At 63.1% G+C, this 20,116-nt stretch carries 8 protein-coding genes and 1 tRNA gene; 8 read left to right on the top strand and 1 reads right to left on the bottom strand.

The genetic code is table 11. The features are described from left to right. Positions 1 to 304: 304 nt before the first annotated feature. The gene (locus tag ACQR1F_RS13680) at positions 305 to 1,111 is read left to right on the top strand and encodes an undecaprenyl-diphosphate phosphatase (protein WP_434908108.1); all 807 of its coding nucleotides are present in this window, start codon (positions 305 to 307) and stop codon (positions 1,109 to 1,111) included. 126 nt (positions 1,112 to 1,237) lie between these two features. Here ACQR1F_RS13680 and ACQR1F_RS13675 read toward each other — a convergent pair whose 3' ends face one another. Further along, a complete protein-coding gene (locus ACQR1F_RS13675) occupies positions 1,238 to 2,206 on the bottom strand; it encodes a complex I NDUFA9 subunit family protein (protein ID WP_434913288.1) in 969 nt (322 codons plus the stop codon). A 224-nt stretch (positions 2,207 to 2,430) separates the two neighbouring features. Here ACQR1F_RS13675 and ACQR1F_RS13670 point away from each other — a divergent pair. From ACQR1F_RS13670 to brxD, 7 genes are all read left to right on the top strand, one after another. Further along, positions 2,431 to 2,517 (top strand) — tRNA-Leu (locus ACQR1F_RS13670). An 85-nt stretch (positions 2,518 to 2,602) separates the two neighbouring features. After that, positions 2,603 to 4,204 (top strand): DUF6538 domain-containing protein, encoded by a 1,602-nt coding sequence (locus ACQR1F_RS13665; RefSeq protein ID WP_434913287.1) that lies wholly within the window; start codon positions 2,603 to 2,605, stop codon positions 4,202 to 4,204. 192 nt (positions 4,205 to 4,396) lie between these two features. Beyond that, on the top strand, positions 4,397 to 8,554 hold the full coding sequence (pglW, locus tag ACQR1F_RS13660; RefSeq protein ID WP_434913286.1) for a BREX system serine/threonine kinase PglW: 4,158 nt from the start codon (positions 4,397 to 4,399) through the stop codon (positions 8,552 to 8,554). Between the two features lie 115 nt (positions 8,555 to 8,669). Next, the gene (gene pglX, locus ACQR1F_RS13655) at positions 8,670 to 12,401 is read left to right on the top strand and encodes a BREX-2 system adenine-specific DNA-methyltransferase PglX (RefSeq protein ID WP_434913285.1); all 3,732 of its coding nucleotides are present in this window, start codon (positions 8,670 to 8,672) and stop codon (positions 12,399 to 12,401) included. After that, entirely contained in the window at positions 12,398 to 16,117 is a 3,720-nt protein-coding gene (locus ACQR1F_RS13650) for a hypothetical protein (protein WP_434913284.1), read from the top strand. Before pglX ends, ACQR1F_RS13650 begins: the two co-directional genes overlap by 4 nt. Next, entirely contained in the window at positions 16,114 to 18,807 is a 2,694-nt protein-coding gene (pglZ, locus tag ACQR1F_RS13645; RefSeq protein ID WP_434913283.1) for a BREX-2 system phosphatase PglZ, read from the top strand. Before ACQR1F_RS13650 ends, pglZ begins: the two co-directional genes overlap by 4 nt. Next, complete coding sequence (gene brxD / locus ACQR1F_RS13640) at positions 18,804 to 20,114, top strand: BREX system ATP-binding protein BrxD (RefSeq protein ID WP_434913282.1); 1,311 nt, start codon at positions 18,804 to 18,806, stop codon at positions 20,112 to 20,114. The genes pglZ and brxD overlap by 4 nt, the downstream gene beginning before the upstream one ends. The last annotated feature ends 2 nt before the right edge of the window (positions 20,115 to 20,116 follow it).

Here is a 20,116-nt window from a genome sequence, read left to right as displayed (position 1 = left end):
GTTCGCACCGATGCCTCGTCCCGATACCGGCGCGCGGTTGCGCTCGCGAATCGGACCATTAGCGCATGGTCGGCGAAAGTGTAAGCAGTAGGGCGACGGGTCAGCATGCGGGAAACGACGTTCGGGGAACACGCGTCGGTGAGCTGGATCGGCCCTCCGGACCCGTCGCGTTCTGATTCGTAAGCTGCGCTCACGCGCCGGTTCATTCATCCGATAGGACCGCCCATGCCGCTTTTTGCAATTGCGGGCGGGGGCCGAATAGGCGAGAAGGGCGGCGTTTTGCCGGCAATCCAGGATCCGATCAATGATGTCAGATACGCTGCGGGCGGTGCTTCTCGGCATCATCGAGGGCGTCACCGAGTTTCTTCCGGTATCCTCGACCGGCCATCTGCTGCTGGCGGAGCGCTTCTTCGGGCTCGGTGACGAGGGGTTCTGGAAGAGTTTCGCGATCCTGATCCAGCTCGGCGCCATCCTCGCCATCGTCGCGCTGTACTTCTTCAAGCTCACCCGCGTCGCGATCGGCGCGCTGACGAACCCTGACGACCGCCGCTTCATCATCGGCGTGCTGGTCGCCTTCCTGCCCGCGGTCGTTGTCGGCCTCATCGCCGGCAAGTACATCAAGGCGCTCCTGTTCGATCCCTGGGTGGTGTGCTTCTCGCTGATCGTCGGCGGCGCCATCCTGCTGTGGGTCGATCAGATCGATCTCAAGCCGCGGGAGCACGACGCCACGCGCTATCCGCTGATGATGTATCTGTGGATCGGCGTCGCGCAGTGCCTGGCGATGATCCCCGGCGTGTCGCGCTCCGGCGCCACCATCGTGGCGGCGATGCTGCTCGGCGGCGACAAGCGCTCGGCGGCGGAATTCTCCTTCTTCCTGGCGATCCCGACCATGGTCGGCGCCTTCGTCTACGACTTCTACAAGAGCCGCGCCGAGATGACGTCCGATCACCTCGGCCTGATCGCGATCGGCTTCGTCGTGTCCTTCATCACCGCGATGATCGTGGTGAAGGCGTTCCTCGGCTACGTCACCCGCCATGGCTTCGTGCTGTTCGCCTGGTGGCGCGTCATCGTCGGCACGATCGGCCTGATCGCGCTGGCCCTCGGCAAGTAAGTCGGCCCGTCTCTCTCCGCTCGTCATTGCGAGCGCAAGCGCAGCAATCCAGTGTGGTGGGCGGGACTCTGGATTGCTTCGTCGCTTCGCTCCTCGCAATGACGGCGTTTAGCAGGGGGGCCCTTCTTACGCGTTCTTGCGCTGGAACTGCCCGGCGGGACGGAAGCGCCAGAGATATTGCGGGGCGACCGCCTCGAGTGAATCCGGCGTGATGCCCAGGCCCTGAAAAGTCAGGCCGGCCGCCTTCGCCGCCTCCGACACGACGTTGTCGTGGCGCAGCAGCTCGACCTGATCGGGCGTCAGCTTCAGCGGCCCCGGCGCGAACTGCAGGAAGGTTGCCTTCATCTTCGCCAGTCCGAACGGCACCGGCAGCAGCGCGCGGTCGCGGTCGGTGATCTCGAGGATGATTTTCAGGATCTCCCGGAAGCTCAGCACCTCCGGCCCGCCGAGCTCGTAGGTGGCGCCCGGCTGCGCCTTGCCGTCGACCGCATCGGCCACCGCAGTGGCGACGTCGCCGACATAGACCGGCTGCATCTTGGTCTCGCCGCCGCCGATCAGCGGCAGGAACGGCGAGATCCGGGCGAGCCCGGCAAAGCGGTTGGTGAACTGGTCCTCGGGGCCGAACACGACCGACGGGCGCATGATCACGGCCTCGGGCACCGCGGCCAGCACGGCGGCCTCGCCGGCCGCCTTGGCGCGGGCGTAAGCAGACGCCGACTCCGGATCGGCGCCGATGGCCGAGACATGCACCATGCGGGCGCCAGCAGCGGCGGCCGCCTTCGCGACGGTGGCGGCGCCCTCGGCCTGCACGGCGTCGAAGGTCTGCGCGCCGCTCTCGGTCAGGATGCCGACGAGGTTGATCGCGACATGGCTGTCGCGCATCGCTGACGCGACGGAGTCGGGATAGCGCAGATTGGCCTGGACGGCGTGGATCTGGCCGACCCGGCCGAGCGGCTGCAGGTGGCCGGCGAGCTCCGGCCGGCGCACCGCGACGCGGATGCGGTAGTCGCGCTTGGCCAGCGCCCGGACCACGTTGCGCCCGACGAAGCCGGAGCCGCCGAAGACGGTAACCAATGTGTCCAGATTCGATGCCATGGAATGCTTCCTGGGATTGCATCGGGCGGTCGGGCCGCCCCGACGAGAGGGCTCTGAGCGGCGATTCGCATCCCGCGGGCCGCCATCCTGGCCCGCTGTATAGCCCATCGTCCGCACCGCGGAAAAGTGGCCGTGTTTTTGCGCATGGCGTGAGAAAAATTGTCATCTTGGGCCTTCGGCGGTTTGACAAGCCGCCGTTCGATCCGTACACACCGCCTCCACATGCCCAGGTGGCGGAATTGGTAGACGCGCTGGCTTCAGGTGCCAGTGGCTTAACGGCCGTGAAGGTTCGAGTCCTTTCCTGGGCACCACCGCTCTTCTAAGAGCGTGAAATCCAAAGCAAATTAGCAAATTCAACGGCTTACCCGCTCCTCAGTGGTACAGAAGGGTGGTACAATGCCGTTGGCTATGTCGCGTCCGTGGAAGCATCCCAAAACTGGAATCTATCAGCTCCGAAAGGCTGTCCCGGACGATTTGCGCAAGATCGTCGGCAAGCGCGAGGAGAAGGTAAGCCTTCAAACCCGCGATCCGGGCGAGGCCAAACAGCGCTTCGCGAAGGCACTTGCCGAGCTTGAGGCCCGGTGGGCCAACTTGCGCAAAGGGCCAAAACTATTGACTGAACGTGAGGCGCATCAACTTGCCGTCGTCGCCTACGATCAGTGGCTGCAGATGTACCGGGATAATCCAAGCCAACAGACCGGTTGGGATGTCGAGGCCGGAGATCGGCTGTTTGGCGCCCCACGGACGAGGGAGCAGATACTTGCTGCGTCTCAGCGAACGTTGGATGGCGCCCCGGAATTGCCAGAGGACAAGATTTTCCGGATGGAACAGGCGTGTTTGGATGCTGCTGACGGCTATCTGACGGCCAACGGGATCTTTATCGATCTTGAGAACCGCCGAACCATGGCCCGCGCACTCGGCGCGGCCATGCAACGTGCCAGTGTACTTCTGGCCAAATTGGCAAGAGGTGAAGGCGACTACTCGCCCGATTCGCAAGCAATTCCATTCCCGCGAGGAAACGCTACGGCAGAACGAGGAAAGGCAGCCTTAGAGCCTGGCGCCTCGAACGGGTCGCTATCGGCATTGGTCGAGGATTGGTGGAAGGAGGCGAAGGCCGCCGGTCGCAAGCAGAGTACCTATGAGAGCTATCAGAAAACGATGATGAAGCTCGTGGCCTTCCTGAAGCATGACGAGGCGGGCCGCGTAACGCCGGAGGACATAGTCCGCTTCAAGGATCACCGGCTGCGGGGCGGCGCGAGTGCGAAGACCGTGAAGGATAGTGACTTAGCCGGCCTAAAGACCGTGTTTGGTTGGGCAGTCATGAACCGCCGTATGCACTTCAACCCTGCCGAAGGACTTACCATCAAGGTCGGCAAATCGCGCAAACTCAGGTCAAAGGGATTTTACGACCGAGAAGCATCCGCCATTCTCAAACACGCCCGGACTTCTGTTGCTGGGAGGGTTGCTCCGAAGCTGGCGTTGGCCAAACGGTGGGTGCCGTGGTTGTGTGCCTTCACGGGAGCGCGGGTAGGCGAGATGCTTCAGCTTCGCAAAGAGGACATTCGCCGCGAAGGTAAAGATTGGGTCGTGCACGTGACGCCCGAGGCGGGCCCCGTGAAGACTGACGAAGCTAGAGACGTAGTGCTGCATCGCCAAATCGTCGAAGAAGGTTTTCCAGAATTTTATGAGAGGTCCTCAAGAGGCTATTTATTCATTGACCCCAAAGCTGGAGATCTTGGCGTTCGCAAGGCGGTGAAGACAGCGCGGAATAAGGTCAATGCCTTCGTGCGTGAAGTTGTGAAGGACCCGAACGTTGATCCGAGCCATGGGTGGCGCCATCGTTTTAAGACTATCGGCATTGAGCAAGAGGTGGCCATGCGCGTGCTCGATGCCATACAGGGGCACGCACCGCGCAATGCTTCTGAGGATTACGGGGACGTAACCATTGCTGCGAAGGCGAAGGCCGTCGACCGGTTCCCAAACATAGACGTTAGTTGAAGGCTGGGGGCATTCCTCCAAAGGCCTGAGCACGGTCCGTCGGCGTCGTGACATGCCTCGAAGGACACCCTGCGGTGGTTACCCTGGGTTTGCGCCTATATACACCACGGTCTCCAACTGATTTCTCCCTCCCGTCACGCCAACCGATCGAATATAGTGGGAGCAACGTCGGCAGGGCACTCAGATATTTCAATGAAATCAGGACGTTGGACGGCGGTGAGCCGATCCACATTCGAGTGGGAGCGGGAAGCGCTGGACTTCCTGCGCGACCACCTGCCTGATCACGAGCCGTGGCGTGCGTGGTCGAATTTCGAGTTCATCGACGACGAGGGGCGGGTGAACGAGGTCGATGCCCTCGTCCTCACCCCCGTCGGCCTCGTTCTGATCGAGGTGAAATCGCGGCCGGGCAACCTGCGGGGCGATGCCTACAGCTGGACATGGACTACCGAGGGGCGTCCAGTCACGACCGACAACCCGTTGCCGCTCGCCAACCGAAAAGCGAAGCGTCTCGCCTCGGTCCTTCGCCGACAACAGGCAATCTTCGACCGAGGCGGCCCGCGCGCTGCGCCCTGGATCGAGCCGCTCATTTTCCTGTCCGCAGTTCGTCAGCGTCCCGTGCTCGATCCTGGTACCGAAAAGCGGGTCGTGCTCCGTGGGTCCCCTGGTTCATCCGACGACTCCGGAGTCATCGGAACGCTTCTTCGCGCCGAGGAACTGGGACTGTCACGAGGTAATCCCGCCGCCCCGGCGGCAATCCGAGCCTGGGTACAGGCGATCGAGCAGGCTGGAATTCGGCCACCTGGTCGCGGCCGTCGCGTCGGCGACTACGAACTGGGTCAGCTGCTAGGTGAGGGCGACAACTGGCAGGACTTTGCCGCGCGCCACACGGCGACAGGCGTCAACAGACGCGTTCGCATCTATCCTTATGCGCGTGCCGCCACCCCCGAGGCACGGGATCGCTTGGCGCGTACTGCGCAGCGCGAGTTCCGCATTCTGGAGGGCGTGGAGCACGCTGGCATCCAACGTGTTCTCGACTACCGTGAGGCGGAGCTCGGCCCCGCCCTTGTTTTCGAACACGATCCCAACGCCGTTCGCCTGGATCGATATCTCGGCCAAAAGCTCGCCGGCCTCGCTCTCGGGCAGCGCTTGGGCCTTATTCGCCAACTCGGCGAGGCGATGGCTTACGCGCATGGCAAACGGCTCTTCCATCGAGGTCTAGCACCGCAAAGCATTCTTGTGCGCGACATCGAGAGCGACGTGCCGCGCCTCCAGATCATGAACTGGCAAGTGGCCAGTCGAGGCGAAGGAACGAGCGTGGGCGCGGCCATGACGATTGGGACCCTGCACGTCGAGGATCATCTCGCTGATCGCGCTAAGATTTACTTTGCCCCTGAGGCTGCTTCGACCGGAGATGAAGGTGCGGCGCGCGCCGATGTTTTTTCGCTTGGAGCCATCGCCTACCATATTCTTACCGGCCGCGCTCCCGTAGCCAATCCGCTCGACCTGCCTGGTCGGCTGCGCGAAGGCAACGGGCTGCTGCTTTCCGGCGCAATTAACGGTGCGGGTCGTTGGCTCGAGGAGATGGTGCGCGTCTCCACGGCGCCAGTGGTTCGCGATCGGCCGCGGGATGCGCGGGAATTTCTTGATTATCTCGCGGAAGCCGAGGAGGAGGCGCTGCCACCCCAGCCGACGCCCGCGGCCACCGTCGACCCCGCAACTGCCAATCCTGGAGAACGACTGGAAGGCGAGTTGACCGTTAAGCGCCGACTCCCGCGCGGTGGCAGCGCGGATGTCCTCGTCGTCGTGCGCGACGGTTCCGACGAAGAGCTGGTCCTCAAGGTCGCGCTCGACCACGCCCACGCCGATCGGATTCGTGCAGAGGCGGACGTTCTCCGTCGCCTCCACCATCAGAACATCGTTCGGTTCATCGCCGAGATCACGATTGCGGGTCGCCCGGCCATTCTGATGGAACGCGCCGGAGACAAGACGCTCGCTCAGTGGATTCGTGGAGGCGATCCGCTGTCGCTGGACCTCATGCGTCGCTTTGGCGAGCATCTCCTCTCGGCCATCGAGTACCTCGAACAGGAGGGGATTGCTCATCGCGACGTGAAACCGGACAATATCGGGATCGCAAAGGTGGCCGGAAGCGGTGCCTACCGACTAGTCCTCTTTGATTTCTCTCTTTCGCGCGCTCCTCTCGAAACAATCACGGCCGGGACCCGCCCCTATCTCGAACCGTTCTTGCCGGATCGCCGACCTCCCCGTTGGGATCTGCATGCCGAGCGATACGCGGCCGCAGTGACCTTGCACGAGATGTTGACGACAACGCCTCCGAGCTTCGGTGACGGACTCACGGATCCTCGTCTTATAGAGGACGAGGCGACGATCGCGGTGGATCGCTTCGATCCTGCGCTTCGGGACGGTCTTACGACCTTTTTCTTGCGCGCGCTTCGCCGCGATCCCGCCCAGCGCTATGGCAACGCCGAAGAGATGCTCCGCGCATGGCGCGAAGCGTTCTCGCCCCTCGATCGCGCCGCGATATCAACCGATAGCATCGAAGTGATCGCTCGTCGGCTCGATCGCACCAGCAGCATCGTCGAAGTAGGGTACGGAGTCGAGGCGCGCGCCGTCCTCGACCAGATGGGTATCCATACCGTCCATCAACTCCTCGGCGTTCCGCGGCTCCAGTTTCGCTATCTCAAAGGGGTGGGTGACCGCATCCGGCGCGAAATCCGCGAGCGAGCCAAGCGGCTTGCGCAGCTCCGAGCCGACCTCGTCCCCGGGGGCATTACCGAGGATGATCGCGGACGCGCGAGCGTGGACCGCCTTGCAGAGCAGCTTCTGCCGCGCCGCCCTGCCGGAGACGAGCGCCAGGAAGACAGGATTCTTGCCTACTATCTCGGTATCGATGACGATGCACCGCCGTGGCCCAACGCTGGAGAGGTGGCCGTCGCGGTCGGTACGGCGCGCAGCGCCGTCGCTGACGCCATCGAGGTCGCCCGTGAGCGTTGGCGGAGAAATCCTGAGTTGAATGCCGTTCGCGACGAGATCGCGATGCTCTTGTCTGCCGTGGGCGGCGTTGCATCAGTTGATGAATTGGCGGCTCAGCTGCTCGCCTCTCGCGGATCTGTCGAAGACGACGAACGGCAACGATATCGCTGTGCGCGCGGGACGATCCGTGCGGTCGTCGAACTGGAAGCCAACGTGTCATCCATTCGGTTTTCGGCCTACACGGAGGCCGATGACTGCCCAACGCTGATAGCTCAGTCCGCGGAAGCTGCCGAATACGGCCGTCGCCTCGCGCGCCGCGCGGATGCGCTCGCGGTCGAGGATCCACTCCCGAGTCCCGGCCGTGTGGACGACGAGCTTGGCATCGTGCCTATTCCGGATGGGGCGGAGTCACTTGCCGCGGACCGTCGTCTCCGTTTGGCCGTTGCGGCATCCAAAAGTGCAGCTCTTTCGGCTCGGGGTGAGCTCTATCCTCGCGGCATGCCGGCCGCGACAGCACTACGCCTCGCGCTCGGCACGCTCGCCGTGGCAGACGTCTTGGGGGAAGAAGACATCAGGACCCGCGTCCGCGGCCGCTTTCCCGAGGCATCCCCGCTTCCGGGGCGGCCGGAACTCGATGCGCTATTGCAAGAGGCCGATGCAGACCGCATCTGGCGAGAGCCACCCGGCGCTCCTGCGGGTTACTACAGTCCGACTGTGTCCGACACCAGCACAGGCACGATCGCCGTCAATCGCCATCCGACCTTCGCCCCGGCACCTGACGCGACGCCGGACGTCCTCGACGCGAGGGCCATCGAACAGAAGATCGCGTATGCCGCTGATCGAGGTCTCTTCCTCGCGCTGACGGTCGATCCGCGTCATGCGCGCGAAGCCGAAGTCGAGCTTCTTCGCCGCTTTCCGCGCGAGCAGGTCAGCCTGGAGAGATTGATGCTTCGTGCTATGCGAGCGGAGGCGGAGGCAAGGCGCGTCCAGTGGCCGAAGGCGCTCGCCGCCGATGCGGGCTTGCGAGATAGCGCTGATTTCAAGAATCTCCTTCGCCTCGCGTCGCGTTCCGCGCCGCGCGTTAAAGAGGAGGTGCTTGGTCTGCGCACGCCAACACTTTTGACACGCCCTGGCCTCATAGCGCGCTACGAACTCATCGATATGCTTGTCGACTTCTCACAGGCTTCGGGTGCGGCCGGCGGTCCCCCAAGCATTTGGCTCTTGATTCCTCAGGCTGAGCATGGGCCACCGCAGATCGATGGATCCATGCTGCCGGTCATATCTGCGGCGAACTGGACTCGATTGACGGACTCTTGGCTCAAGAATGCGCACCGAGCTGGCGGCCGCAGTGCCGCTTAGCAGGGGCCGAAAGTACGAAGAGCTGTCCCGACCTGTTCAAGTACACGGTGGGAAATTCGGGCCTTCGTCATTCTCTTGGAAGAGCGAAGTGCAGTCGCGAGAAATGGGCTAGACAATGGTGGATGCAAAGCGGCTGCTGGAAGACCTAAAGAAGCTTCGGAAAAAACTCGAATCGGACCTGCGCGGCTATCATGGTGCCTCCGCCGGGCGCGCTGCGCTCGAGGCCGAGTGGCGCGAGGCGCGAGAGACGAAGCGCACCGCTGATACCTTCGATACGTTCTTCAGCGCGGCGCTGGACCAGGCGGCTGTGCACTGGATCCTCGCCATCATCTTTCTGCGCTTCCTCGAAGATAACGGCCTGCTCGACCGCCCCGCCATTGCCGGTCCCGGCGAACGATTGGAGATCGCCCAGCTCCGCCAGCGCGATTGGTTCCGTACTCGGCCGGAGGATAGCGATGCTGAGTACCTGTTGGCCGTGTTCGCCGAAGTCGCGCGCCTGCCCGGTTTGGCCGGTCTGTTCGACCCGGCGCACAATCCGCTGTTCCGGCTTCCCGTGTCAGGCGACGGGGCTATCGCGCTGTTCAATTTTTTCCGGAGTCGCTCGGCGGAAACGAGCGAACTCGTCCACGATTTCACCGATTCCGACTGGACCACGCGCTTCCTCGGCGACCTCTATCAGGATCTGTCTGAGGAGGCGCGCAAGCGCTTCGCCCTGCTGCAGACGCCGGAGTTTGTGGAGGCCTGGATCCTTTCCCGAACGCTCGACCCCGCGATACGGGAATTCGGGTACGCGCAGGTGCAGATGATCGACCCGACATGCGGTTCGGGGCACTTCCTGCTCGGCGGATTCTTCCGCCTGCTTGAGGAATGGCGACGACATGCGCCGGATATGCCCCCAGCGGCGCAGGCGCAGAAGGCGCTAGATGGTGTAGCAGGCGTTGACTTGAACCCCTTCGCTGTGGAGATCGCGCGCTTTCGGCTGCTTCTGGCCGCTCTTCGAGTGGCCGGTGTAACACGGCTTGCAGCCGCGCCAGATTTTCGTCTCCATCTTGCCACGGGTGATAGCTTGCTGCATGGGCGGCACTTCGCGCAACGTGAACTGGGTGGGACGGAAGAGGGTTTCCGACGCGTACTGCGTCACCACTACGCCGTGGAGGATACGGGAGCGCTTAACGCGATCCTCGGCCGCCAGTACCACGCTGTGGTGGGCAACCCACCTTATATTACGCCGAAAGATGCAGCGATGCGGGACGCTTACCGAGAGATTTACGAGAGCGCTCATGGAAAGTATGGACTCGGTGCGCCGTTTATCGAACGTTTCTTCGATTTGGCACAGCAGGGAACCGAGGCGGAGCCGGCCGGTTTCGTCGGGCTGATCGTTGCCAATAGCTTCATGAAGAGGGAATTCGGAAAGAAGTTAATTGAGAGAGTGCTGCCACGGCTGGATCTAACCCACGTTATCGATACATCTAGTGCCTACATACCTGGTCACACGACCCCAACAACCATTCTGCTCGGCCGCAATCGTTCTCCGGTCGCCGGGACTGTTCGCACTGTCCGCGTCGTTTCAGGTGCTCCAGAAATTCCGAATGACCCGAGTAATGGGCCTGTGTGGTTAGCTATCCTGCGTCAGACCGACCTCGCTTCTTCCAGTGGCCCGCTTATCAGCACTGAAGATACACCTCGCGCTTTGCTCAGTCGGCACCCTTGGAATATGGGAGGCGGCGGTGCGGTTGAGGTGCAATCGATAATAGAAGCAGACCGACAGCCCCTGGTGAATTTTACTTCTGCTATCGGGGTATTCGGGATGACAAACGCCGACGAAATTATGCTCGCGGATCACGCTACGTTTCGAAGAGCGAAGTGTGAGCCACAAGCGCTTCGAGAACTCGTCGTGGGTGACGCAGTACGGGATTGGGGTCTAGTTTCGACGGACTGCGCCATATTTCCATACAAAAAGCAGAAGTTGCTGGACATAGGTGAGCTTCCGGCAATTCGGCGCTGGCTTTGGCCCGCTCGCACGAGCTTGGGCAATCGTGCCACCTTCAATCAGAGAACTTATTTTGAGGAGGGGCGCCCTTGGTGGGAGTGGCATCAGGTCGCTATAGATCGTCTTGAAGGCCCCACAATAACCCTAGGTGAAATAACAACGCATAATCATTTTACTCTATTGAACGAAGGGTACGTATACGATCGCACCGCGCCAATCATTAAGTTGAATCGTTCGATTTCAAATGATGATCAGTTTGGGATATTGGGTGTGCTCAATTCGTCAATAGGCGGATTTTGGCAAAAACAAGTGATGGCGAACAAAGGCGGTGGCGGGATTGGAGGAGGCCTAAAAACCGAGTACTGGGATCGAATTTTCGTTTTCAATGGGACCAAGCTAGAGCGCTTTCCAATTTCCGTCGAGCTCCCGGTCGCACTCGCACGTGCGTTGCACCACGAGGCAGATCGTATAGCCTCCTGTTACCCTCAGCAGCTTTTCAACTCGTCTCTTCCGACGAGGAAGAACTTGGCCGCAGCTCGCACCGAGGCTGAAGAGCGCCGTAATCGCATGCTCTCGTTGCAAGAAGAACTAGATTGGGCTTGCTACCGCCTTTACGGTCTTCTTGAGAGCGCGTCTCAGTATAACGATCCGCCGCCTCTCCGTCTGGGCGAAAGGGCCTTTGAGATCGTCATGGCCCGCCGCATGGCAGCGGGCGAGTTGCAAACCGCATGGTTCGAACGCCATCGGTCGACGCCTATCACTGAGTTGCCCACCAATTGGCCGCCGGAGTATCGCGATGTCGTCGAACGTCGCATCGCGTTCATTGAGTCCGACCCCGCCATCGGCCTTATCGAACAGCCGGAGTATAAACGCCGCTGGTCAGCCCCGAGTTGGGAGGATATTGAGCGTGACGCAATACGCGTCTGGTTGCTCGACCGATTAGAGAATGCACGCTTCTGGCCGGCCGGGGACCCGCACATCCTGTCCACCCGCGCGCTGGCCGATGCCACAAGGCGTGACGCCGATTTCCTGTCTGTCGCCGAGCTTTACGTGGGCCACACGGGGTTCGATCTAGAGGCGCTGGTCGCGGAACTGGCAACGACCGAATCCGTACCGTTCCTCGCGGCGCTCCGTTATGCGGATAGCGGTTTGCGCAAGCACGCGGACTGGGAGGCGACCTGGGACAAGCAGCGAGTCGAGGACGCGATCGACGCCGACGTAGTCGCGCGCCGTGGCGAATTTGCCCGCGCCGCATGGGCGCGCATGAATGCCCGCGAAGAAGGTGAGACTGGGGAGGCCTGCGCAGCGCGAATGGCCGCGGGACTCGCCGACGATGACGTGCAGAAGGCTGCCGATACTCTCATCGCTTCCGAGGCAAAGCGGCGCAAGCAATCTGAGGTCGGCGACATCCCAGTGCCGCCCAAGTACAAAAAGGACGACTTTCAGTCCCAGAATTTTTGGCGCCTGCGCGGCGGACTCGATGTCCCGAAGGAGCGCTTCGTCTCGTTCCCGCACTGTGCCCGCGATGCCGACCCGAGCCTGCCCGTCCTGTGGGCTGGCCACGACCATCTTGCCCGCGCCCGCGCCGTCGCCGCCTGGTACGTGGAACGCCGAGAGACGGACGGCTGGCCAGCGGAGCGGTTGAGGCCGCTGCTCGCCGGGCTTCTCGAACTCGTTCCCTGGCTTCGCCAGTGGCACAACGACATTGACCCCGAAACGGGCCTGCGCATGGGCGACTTCTTCTTCGGTTACGTTGAGGAGCAGGCACGCGAACTCGGTCTGACCCTCGATGATCTCCATACCTGGACGCCTCCAGCTTCAGTCCGACGCGCCCGCCGACGGAGGACCGCCCCATGAACGACACCAGCACTCGCCCGTTGTTTCGCGACCTGATTCACATCCCGGACCGGGTCCAGACCAACGATTTTGTGCTCAAGCTGTCGGAGGGCGTGACCGAAGCCGCCGCCGCAGAAACGATCAAGAATTACATCGTCACGCCGCAGCTCGCCCAAGCGTTCGACGAGGCTCTCGGCTTCATCCGCGGCAGTGTCGACAGCGGCCGCAGCGCAGCGTGCTACCTCGATGGCTCCTTCGGCTCGGGCAAGTCGCATTTCATGGCCGTGCTGGACCTGCTGCTTGCAGGGAATGTGAAGGCGCGCGCAGTGCCGGAGTTGGCTGGTACCGTCGACCGGCACCAAACAATTCTGAGCGGCAAGCGCTTCCTGATGGTGCCCTATCACATGATCGGGGCGCGCGACGTCGAAACAGCCATTCTCGGCGGCTATGCCGACCATGTCCGTCGAGTTCATCCCGACGCTCCGGTCCCCGGATTCTATCTCGGTGAGGCGCTATTCGATGACGCACGACGTCTGCGGACGAAAATAGGTGACGAGGCATTTTTCAAGCAGTTAAACCTGGGCAAAGAAAACGACGGCGACGGCTGGGGCGATCTCGGATCAGAATGGGATGCTGCATCCTTCGAGTCAGCTGCGGCCGAGCCGCCCGAAGGCGAGGAACGTCAGCGCCTGGTCGGCGACCTCATCGCCACGTTCTTCCAAAGTTACGCGGATGTCGCCGCCGCTCGCGGCGAGGCTTTCTTGGATATTGACCATGGACTCGTTGTAATGAGCCAGCACGCCCGGCGGCTCGGCTATGACGCTGTGGTGCTGTTCCTCGACGAGTTGATCCTGTGGCTGGCGACGCGCGCCGGTGACGTGGATTTCGTTTCTAATCAAGGGTCGAAACTTTCAAAGCTCGTGGAAGCACAGAGGCTCGATCGGCCGATCCCGATCATCTCATTCGTTGCCCGCCAGCGTGATCTGCGCGAGCTGATCGGTGAGCATCATGCCGGCGCGATGGAGGTTCGCTTCCTTGACACATTGAAATACTGGGAAGCGCGCTTCGGCAGTGTGAAACTGGCTGACCGAAATCTTCCCATGATCGCGCAGAAGAGGATCTTGGCCCCGAAAGATGTGACGGCGGAACAGCAGATAGATGCCGAATTTGATCGCGTTATGCGGCAACGGCAGGACGTGGTGGACACGCTGCTGGGGTCGGACGGCGAACGCGACCTGTTCCGGAAGATTTATCCTTTCAGCCCGGCACTGGTGCAGGCGCTGATCGCGGCGTCTTCCGTGCTCCAGCGCGAGCGCACCGCTCTGAAGCTGATGCTCACCCTGCTCGTGAAAAAGCGCCAAGAACTGCGACTCGGCGACTTGATTCCAGTCGGCGATCTCTGGGACGAACTAGCTACAGGCGATCAGCCGTTCTCGGAAGGCATGCGCATCCAGTTCGACAACGCCAGAAAGCTCTGGAATCAGAAGCTGCAGCCGCTGCTGGAGCAGGAGCAGGGGGTGACGTGGCAGGAGCTGCAGGAGGGCCGAGCCGACCCGCAGATAAGGCGGCGCTTTGAGAACGATGCGCGGCTCTTGAAGACACTTCTGCTCGCGGCGCTGGTTCCCGAGGTGCCTGCGCTACGGGCACTTACGGCCCAGCGGTTAGCGGCATTGAACCATGGGTCTGTCGTGTCCCCCGTCCGGGGTGGCGAGACCGGCATTGTGCTGCAAAAACTGCGCAACTGGGCCACACGGGTTGGCGAGATCCGCGTCAGCGAAGACCAGGTCCCAATTGTTTCGCTGCAGATCAGCGGAGTGGACATTGAGCCCATTCTCGCCAATGCGGCTCAAGCCGATAACGACGGAACGCGCCGAAGCAAGCTGCAGCGGATCCTGTTCGATGCGTTGGGGATCGCGGCCGACAATACAATGCTTGGTGGGCAGCCATTCCAGGCGTACGAGCATCTCTGGCGAGGGACACGGCGTAACGTCGATCTCTACTTCGAAGTGGTCCGGGAACTCAGCTATGATCGCCTCCGCGGACGGGGGGCGCCTGTGCTGGTTCTCGGAATGCCGTTCGACCCGAGGGGACGGCCGCCAGCGGATCATCTGGCGCATGCACGCAATTTCAACGAAGATAATGCCTCTGGCGGCGTCGTCTGGCAGCCCTCGCATTTCAGCGACCGCGCCATGAAGGATCTCGGAACACTCGTCCGCATTGATTACCTTCTTGCGGGCGCCGGCGATCGTTTGGTCGAAGCGGCGCGGCATCTCTCCGCCGGTGACCGGGAGCAGGCACGAGCCATTTTGCGCAGCCAGCAGAGCGCTTTGCACCAGCGGATTCGCGCCTGCCTGGAAACTGCTTACGGCATCCGCCCCGACAATGATGGCTGCATTGGAACAGCAGTGGAGGCCGACGAGCGGCTCGTTTCTTTGGAGGGCACTTTCCGCCCACAAATGCCAGTCGGCGCTGACATGAAATCGGCAGTGTCCGCCTTGCTTGACCGGCTATTTGAGCATCGCTATCCGGCCCATCCCCAATTCGAGGGCGAAGTCCGTGACACCGTTCTCCGACGCGTGCTGGAGCAGGTACAGCGGGCTGCCGGAGAACCCACTCAGCGGGCTCTGATCGAGGATCACGCTGATCGCAGACACTTGGGCGCTGTCGCAGTGCCATTGCAGCTCGGCGTCATGAGCCAGACGCACCTCACTCTGTCGTCATACTGGGCGGAGCATTTTGCTCGACAACATGCGCGAGCGGGCGGCGGGCCGTTCACTGTCGACAAACTCCGGGAATGGATGGACGAGCCGAAGCCCATGGGGCTCCAGCCGAAGGTGCAGAACCTCGTGATCCTTGCCTTCGCAGCCCAGGCCGATCGGACCTTCGTGCGAAATGGGACGCCGGCTCAGGTTTCCCTCGACCGCATCGAAGATGCTCTTGAATTACGCGAAGAAGCACTTCCCGACGAAACCACATGGACGAAAGCGCGCGAGCGAGCGTCCGCACTGTTTGGGCTGGTGGCCGGCGAAGTGCGCAAAGGCTCGAACATGGCCAAACTGGCAGCGGAGCTGAAGGAGAAGGCAGCTGCGAAGCGCGGTCAGCTTGCCGACTTGCTCCGGGACCTCCGGCCTCGGGCAGAAGCTCTTGGCGTTCCTGAGACGGCACCGCGGCTGACGACGATCCGCGCTGCTCAGGCCCTAGTGAGTGATCTCACAGGCGCCGCAAATCCCCTCAAGACCGTGGAAGCGCTTGCGACCGCAGGACTGGAGACCAGCGAGGCTGCGGTGTCTCGGCTGATGGCCGCAATCGACGATTTGCGCGGCGCCGTATCTGTTGCCTCCTGGGGCATCATCGAGACCGCGATTGGGCTTGGCGACCATCGTCGAGCGGCAGCCGAGGGATTGCGCGAGAAGCTCGCCGAGGCGCTGGAAGCCGACGAGCACGTATTGGCCTTGAAACCAGTGATCCGGGACGTTCAAGACCGAGCAACGCGGCTGCTGGCGGATACGGGGCGAGGGGAAGTTCAGCCACCGCCGGCCCCATCATCCCCGCAACCGACTTCCCTGTCCTCCGCCCGAGATGAAGAACTCCTCGCCGAGCAGCCGAACATTGTGCTGAGCGCGGCAGAAGCGTTGACGGAGCTGGATGCCCTCCGGGAGCGCATGGCGATGGAGCCTGCGAGCAAGTTGACGATTTCATGGCGGCTGACACGTCCCCGACAAGGAGATCGCGGGTGAGCGCGCTGCTGGCCCCTGATGTCGCCGAAATTGAACGCGCGATCGACGGTCTCCTGCAAAAGGACGCCGAGGCGAGAACTCTCGCGATGCGTTCACCCGTTCAACGCGGGTGGCCTGAAACCATCGAGCGGCACGGGCGACGATTCCGCATCGCATGGTGTCCATCCGAACTGGAGGTGCGGGAACGGCTCGATCAGGCCGAGAGTGATGGCGCTGCCGTGGTCGTGGTGACACCGCTCGATACGGCAACGTTGGCCGATGATGTTATAGCCCGCTTTCCTCGCGCGCGCGTCGAGCAGACCGACCGATGGACCGCACTTCGTGGCGCCTTCCGGGCCCGTGATGTTGACCCAAGGCTGCGTGTCCATCGATGGCTCGCCGACCTGCTTCTCGATCGGGCTCCGATTGGAGGTTATCCACCGGCCGCAGGCGGCGTGCTCGATCTCGAAAGTGCGTGGCAAGCGGCGCTCAACGGCGTTCTGCGTCTGCCAGACGGCCGGGCGGATCCTGCTGCATTGCTCGACTGGAGCTTGGACGCGGCCGGCGTCGACCGTTTCACACGGCTGCCCGACGAAGCCCGCGATGCAGTGGCGGCCCGCATTGCCGCCGAGGGAGGCAATGCGGCGGGCCTGGTGCTCTCGGCGACCGCCGCGGGGCGCGGTTCCGACGCGCTTCCGGTCGCGCTGGCATGCGGCGTTGTATTCGGCGAGCGTGACCCGCAGCAAGCGCTGCGCGAGGCCGCTGTCCGACTCGAACCGCTGTTTGGCGGCGTGCGGGTGGAGCCTGGCGCAGGGCGCACCTTGGCTGAGGCCGGCCGGCGGGTGCTCGACCGCATGGCCCGAGACGATGCTGACGCCGCCCGGGCAATCGACGCACGCGCCGCGGCGATTTTGACAGAAATACGCGCCGATGCGGCCGCTGCGCTAAGTCCGGCACTGCAGGTGGGACTGGATGGGCGCATGCAGGAGGCTGCCGCGGCAATTCTTCGGTCCGCCGAAACGGGGCGGGTCGACGATGCTGCCGCGGCATGGAATCTTGCGCGCCGTGCGAACACTCACGACCGAGCTGGAGAGAATCGTAGTCGTGTTGATCGGCTGATGATGGCAGCCCGCTTGGTTCGATGGCTCGCGGGCCGGCCAGCCACGACCTGGCGCAATATGTCGGAAGCCTCCGTGGCGTATGCTGTTGACGGAGGTTTCGTTGACCGCGCGCGTCACGCGATCCGTTCGGGCGATGTACTCCCTGACGTCGCTGCCGCTTATGCCCGGCTCGCCGAGACTGCTATGGCAAGGCGGGAGGAGCAGAACCGCGCCTTCGCGGCGATGCTTGGCGAGTGGAACGCTACGGGCGCCCAAGGCGAAGTGCCGTTGCCCGTCGAGCGCCTGCTAAACACGGTGGTCGCTCCTTTGGCCAGTGAAGCCCCGGTTCTTCTCCTGGTCCTGGATGGATTGAGCTTCGCCGTTTGGCGCGGTCTCGCCGATACGGTCGGGTTCGGCTGGTCAGAATTGGTGCAGACGTCGCGACGTGGCCCTCTTATTGCTGCATCTGCGCTGCCATCTGTGACCGAAGTCTCGCGAGCAAGCCTGCTGTGCGGGATGCTGACGATCGGCGATCAAGCCAGGGAGCGGACCGGTTTTGCCTCCCATGCGGCCCTGGTCGCGGAATCCCGGGCGGGTCGCCCGCCCCGGCTGTTTCACAAGGCCGATATTGGAAATGGCCCGGATCTAGGTGACGAGGTAAGAAGCGCGGTCGCCGACCCGCAACAACGCATCGTCGGTGTCGTGCACAACGCCGTCGACGCGCAGCTGTCTGGGAGCGATCAGCTAGACCTCACATGGACGGCGGAAGGACTCAGGCAAGTGAATGCCCTTCTCCATGCAGCTCGCGGTGCCGGGCGTATCGTTGTGATTACCGGCGATCACGGCCACATGCTGGATGAGGGGACAACCCAGTTCGATGGGGATTCTAGCGCTCGTTGGCGCTCTGCAGGCACGCCCCCGCGAGAAAATGAGATCGCATTGTCGGGTGGCCGAGTTCGCTCGCCCAGTGGCGGGCATTCGATCGTTGCTCCCTGGAGCGAGCGGGTCCGTTTCGCGGCACGGCGGAATGGCTATCATGGCGGGGTGAGCCCGCAGGAGGTACTGGTTCCGGTCGCTGTGCTCTCTCCGGGGATTTTACCCGCGGGTTGGACCGAAGCTCCGCCGCCAGAACCAGCATGGTGGCGTGGAGAGGATGCGCTTCAGTTAATGGCAGCCGCCGTCGAGACTCCACCTGCAGCGCCGCGTCGTCGGCCGGCGGAATCCCGCCAAGCCGACTTGTTCACCGATCAAAGCAGGGCGGAACCCATTCAGGGACCGCGCGTCCAGGCCGTGCCCGCACCGCCTTGGCTGGATGCCCTGTTTGCCTCGGAAACTTACGGAGCACAGCGCCGGCTCGCTGGCCGCGGGGCGCCAGCCGACGAACTCGTGCGCCGCCTTCTGACGAGTCTCGCGCTGCGTGGCGGACGCATGACGCGCGCCGGCTTGTCCCAGGCAGTGGAAATACCGATCTTCCGGCTCGGCGGACTCGTCAGCGCAGCGCGACGGGTCCTGAACGTCGATCAGGCTCAAGTCCTCAAGGACGATGGCGAGGACGTCGTCCTCGACGAGGCTCTCCTGAGGGCGCAGTTCACGCTCGGAGGTGACCGGTGATCGGTGCGCAGAGGCGGGCGGCGATTCTCGACGCCTTGCGGCGCGGAACGGTGCCGCACGAGGGTCTTGCCGCCTTTGCGGTCGGAATGGAGCGCTTCGAAACGGCCGTTGACGCCGACCTAACCGCTGCCGCCGGCGGGCGTGGCGCTTTCAAGGCCGTGCGCGGCGAATACGGGTCAGGCAAGACTTTCATGGCTCGCTGGCTTCAGGAGCGGGCGCGCGCGGCGGGCTTCGCGACTACCGAAGTTCAGGTCAACGAAACCGAAACCCCGTTGCATCGGTGGGAGACGGTCTACCGGCGCCTTGTCGAGCGCCTCGCCACGTCCGACACGTCGGAAGGGGCTCTCCGTCCGACCGTCGATGCCTGGTTCTACACCCTCGAGGAGGACATCCTCGCCGAGGGCCGCGTCGATCCAAAGGACGCCGATGCGCTGGCAGGGGCCACCGAAGTATTGATGGAGCGCCGTCTCGCCGCCATTGCGCGTACTGCGCCAGCGTTTTCGGCGGTCCTCCGTGCCTATCGCCGCGCCCTGTTTGCGGGCGACTCTGCGCTCGCGGAAGGACTTATCGCGTGGCTCGGCGGCCAGCCTAATGTCGCGGCCCCGGTGAAGCGGAGTGCAGGCGTTAAGGGCGACCTCGACGCATTCGGAGCAATGCATTTCCTTGCCGGTTTGCTGACCATCCTCCGCGACAGCGGAAGGGCTGGACTTGTCCTTGTCCTCGACGAGGCCGAAACGCTCCAACGCATGCGCGCCGACACACGCGAGAAGGGCCTCAACGCACTCCGCCAGCTCCTCGACGAGCTCGACGCCGGCCGCTATCCGGGGCTGTACCTCGTCGTGACTGGAACCACCGCGTTTTTCGAGGGACCTCAAGGCGTGCAGCGGCTTCCGCCGCTCGCACAGCGGCTCCACACCGACTTTGCTACCGAGGCGCGCTTCGACAACCCGCGGGCCGTCCAGGTTCGTCTGCCGGGCTTCGATCTCGATGCCCTGGCCGCAGTCGGTCGTCGCGTCCGCGATTTGTTTGCAGAGCAGGCTCGGGATCCCGCCAGGATCACAACAATCGTGGACGACCAGTACCTCGTTGACTTGGCTCGTGGTATCGCCGGACGCCTCGGCGGGCGCGCGGGCGTTGCGCCACGCCTCTACCTTCGCAAGCTCGTGGCCGAAGTGCTCGACCGCGTCGATCAATTCGTAGAATTCGACCCTCGTCGCCATTACGCGCCCACGGTTGACGAACGGGAGATGACCGGGGCCGAGCGCGCGGCCGCAGGCGCCGCTGACGTCGACGATGTTGAGCTCTAGCC

It is taken from the genome of Bradyrhizobium sp. HKCCYLS3013 (assembly GCF_051167615.1).
Classification (GTDB): domain Bacteria; phylum Pseudomonadota; class Alphaproteobacteria; order Rhizobiales; family Xanthobacteraceae; genus Bradyrhizobium.
Note: the sequence above shows the minus strand (reverse complement) of the source record. Positions and strands in the feature narration are given on the sequence as shown.

Bases quoted from the DNA above. Each gene is read 5' to 3' on its own strand.
- pglW (WP_434913286.1), top strand. From the start codon at position 4,397: ATGAAATCAGGACGTTGGACGGCGGTGAGCCGATCCACATTCGAGTGG.
- ACQR1F_RS13665 (WP_434913287.1), top strand. From the start codon at position 2,603: ATGCCGTTGGCTATGTCGCGTCCGTGGAAGCATCCCAAAACTGGAATC.
- ACQR1F_RS13650 (WP_434913284.1), top strand. From the start codon at position 12,398: ATGAACGACACCAGCACTCGCCCGTTGTTTCGCGACCTGATTCACATC.
- pglX (WP_434913285.1), top strand. From the start codon at position 8,670: ATGGTGGATGCAAAGCGGCTGCTGGAAGACCTAAAGAAGCTTCGGAAA.
- ACQR1F_RS13680 (WP_434908108.1), top strand. From the start codon at position 305: ATGATGTCAGATACGCTGCGGGCGGTGCTTCTCGGCATCATCGAGGGC.
- ACQR1F_RS13675 (WP_434913288.1), bottom strand. From the start codon at position 2,206: ATGGCATCGAATCTGGACACATTGGTTACCGTCTTCGGCGGCTCCGGC.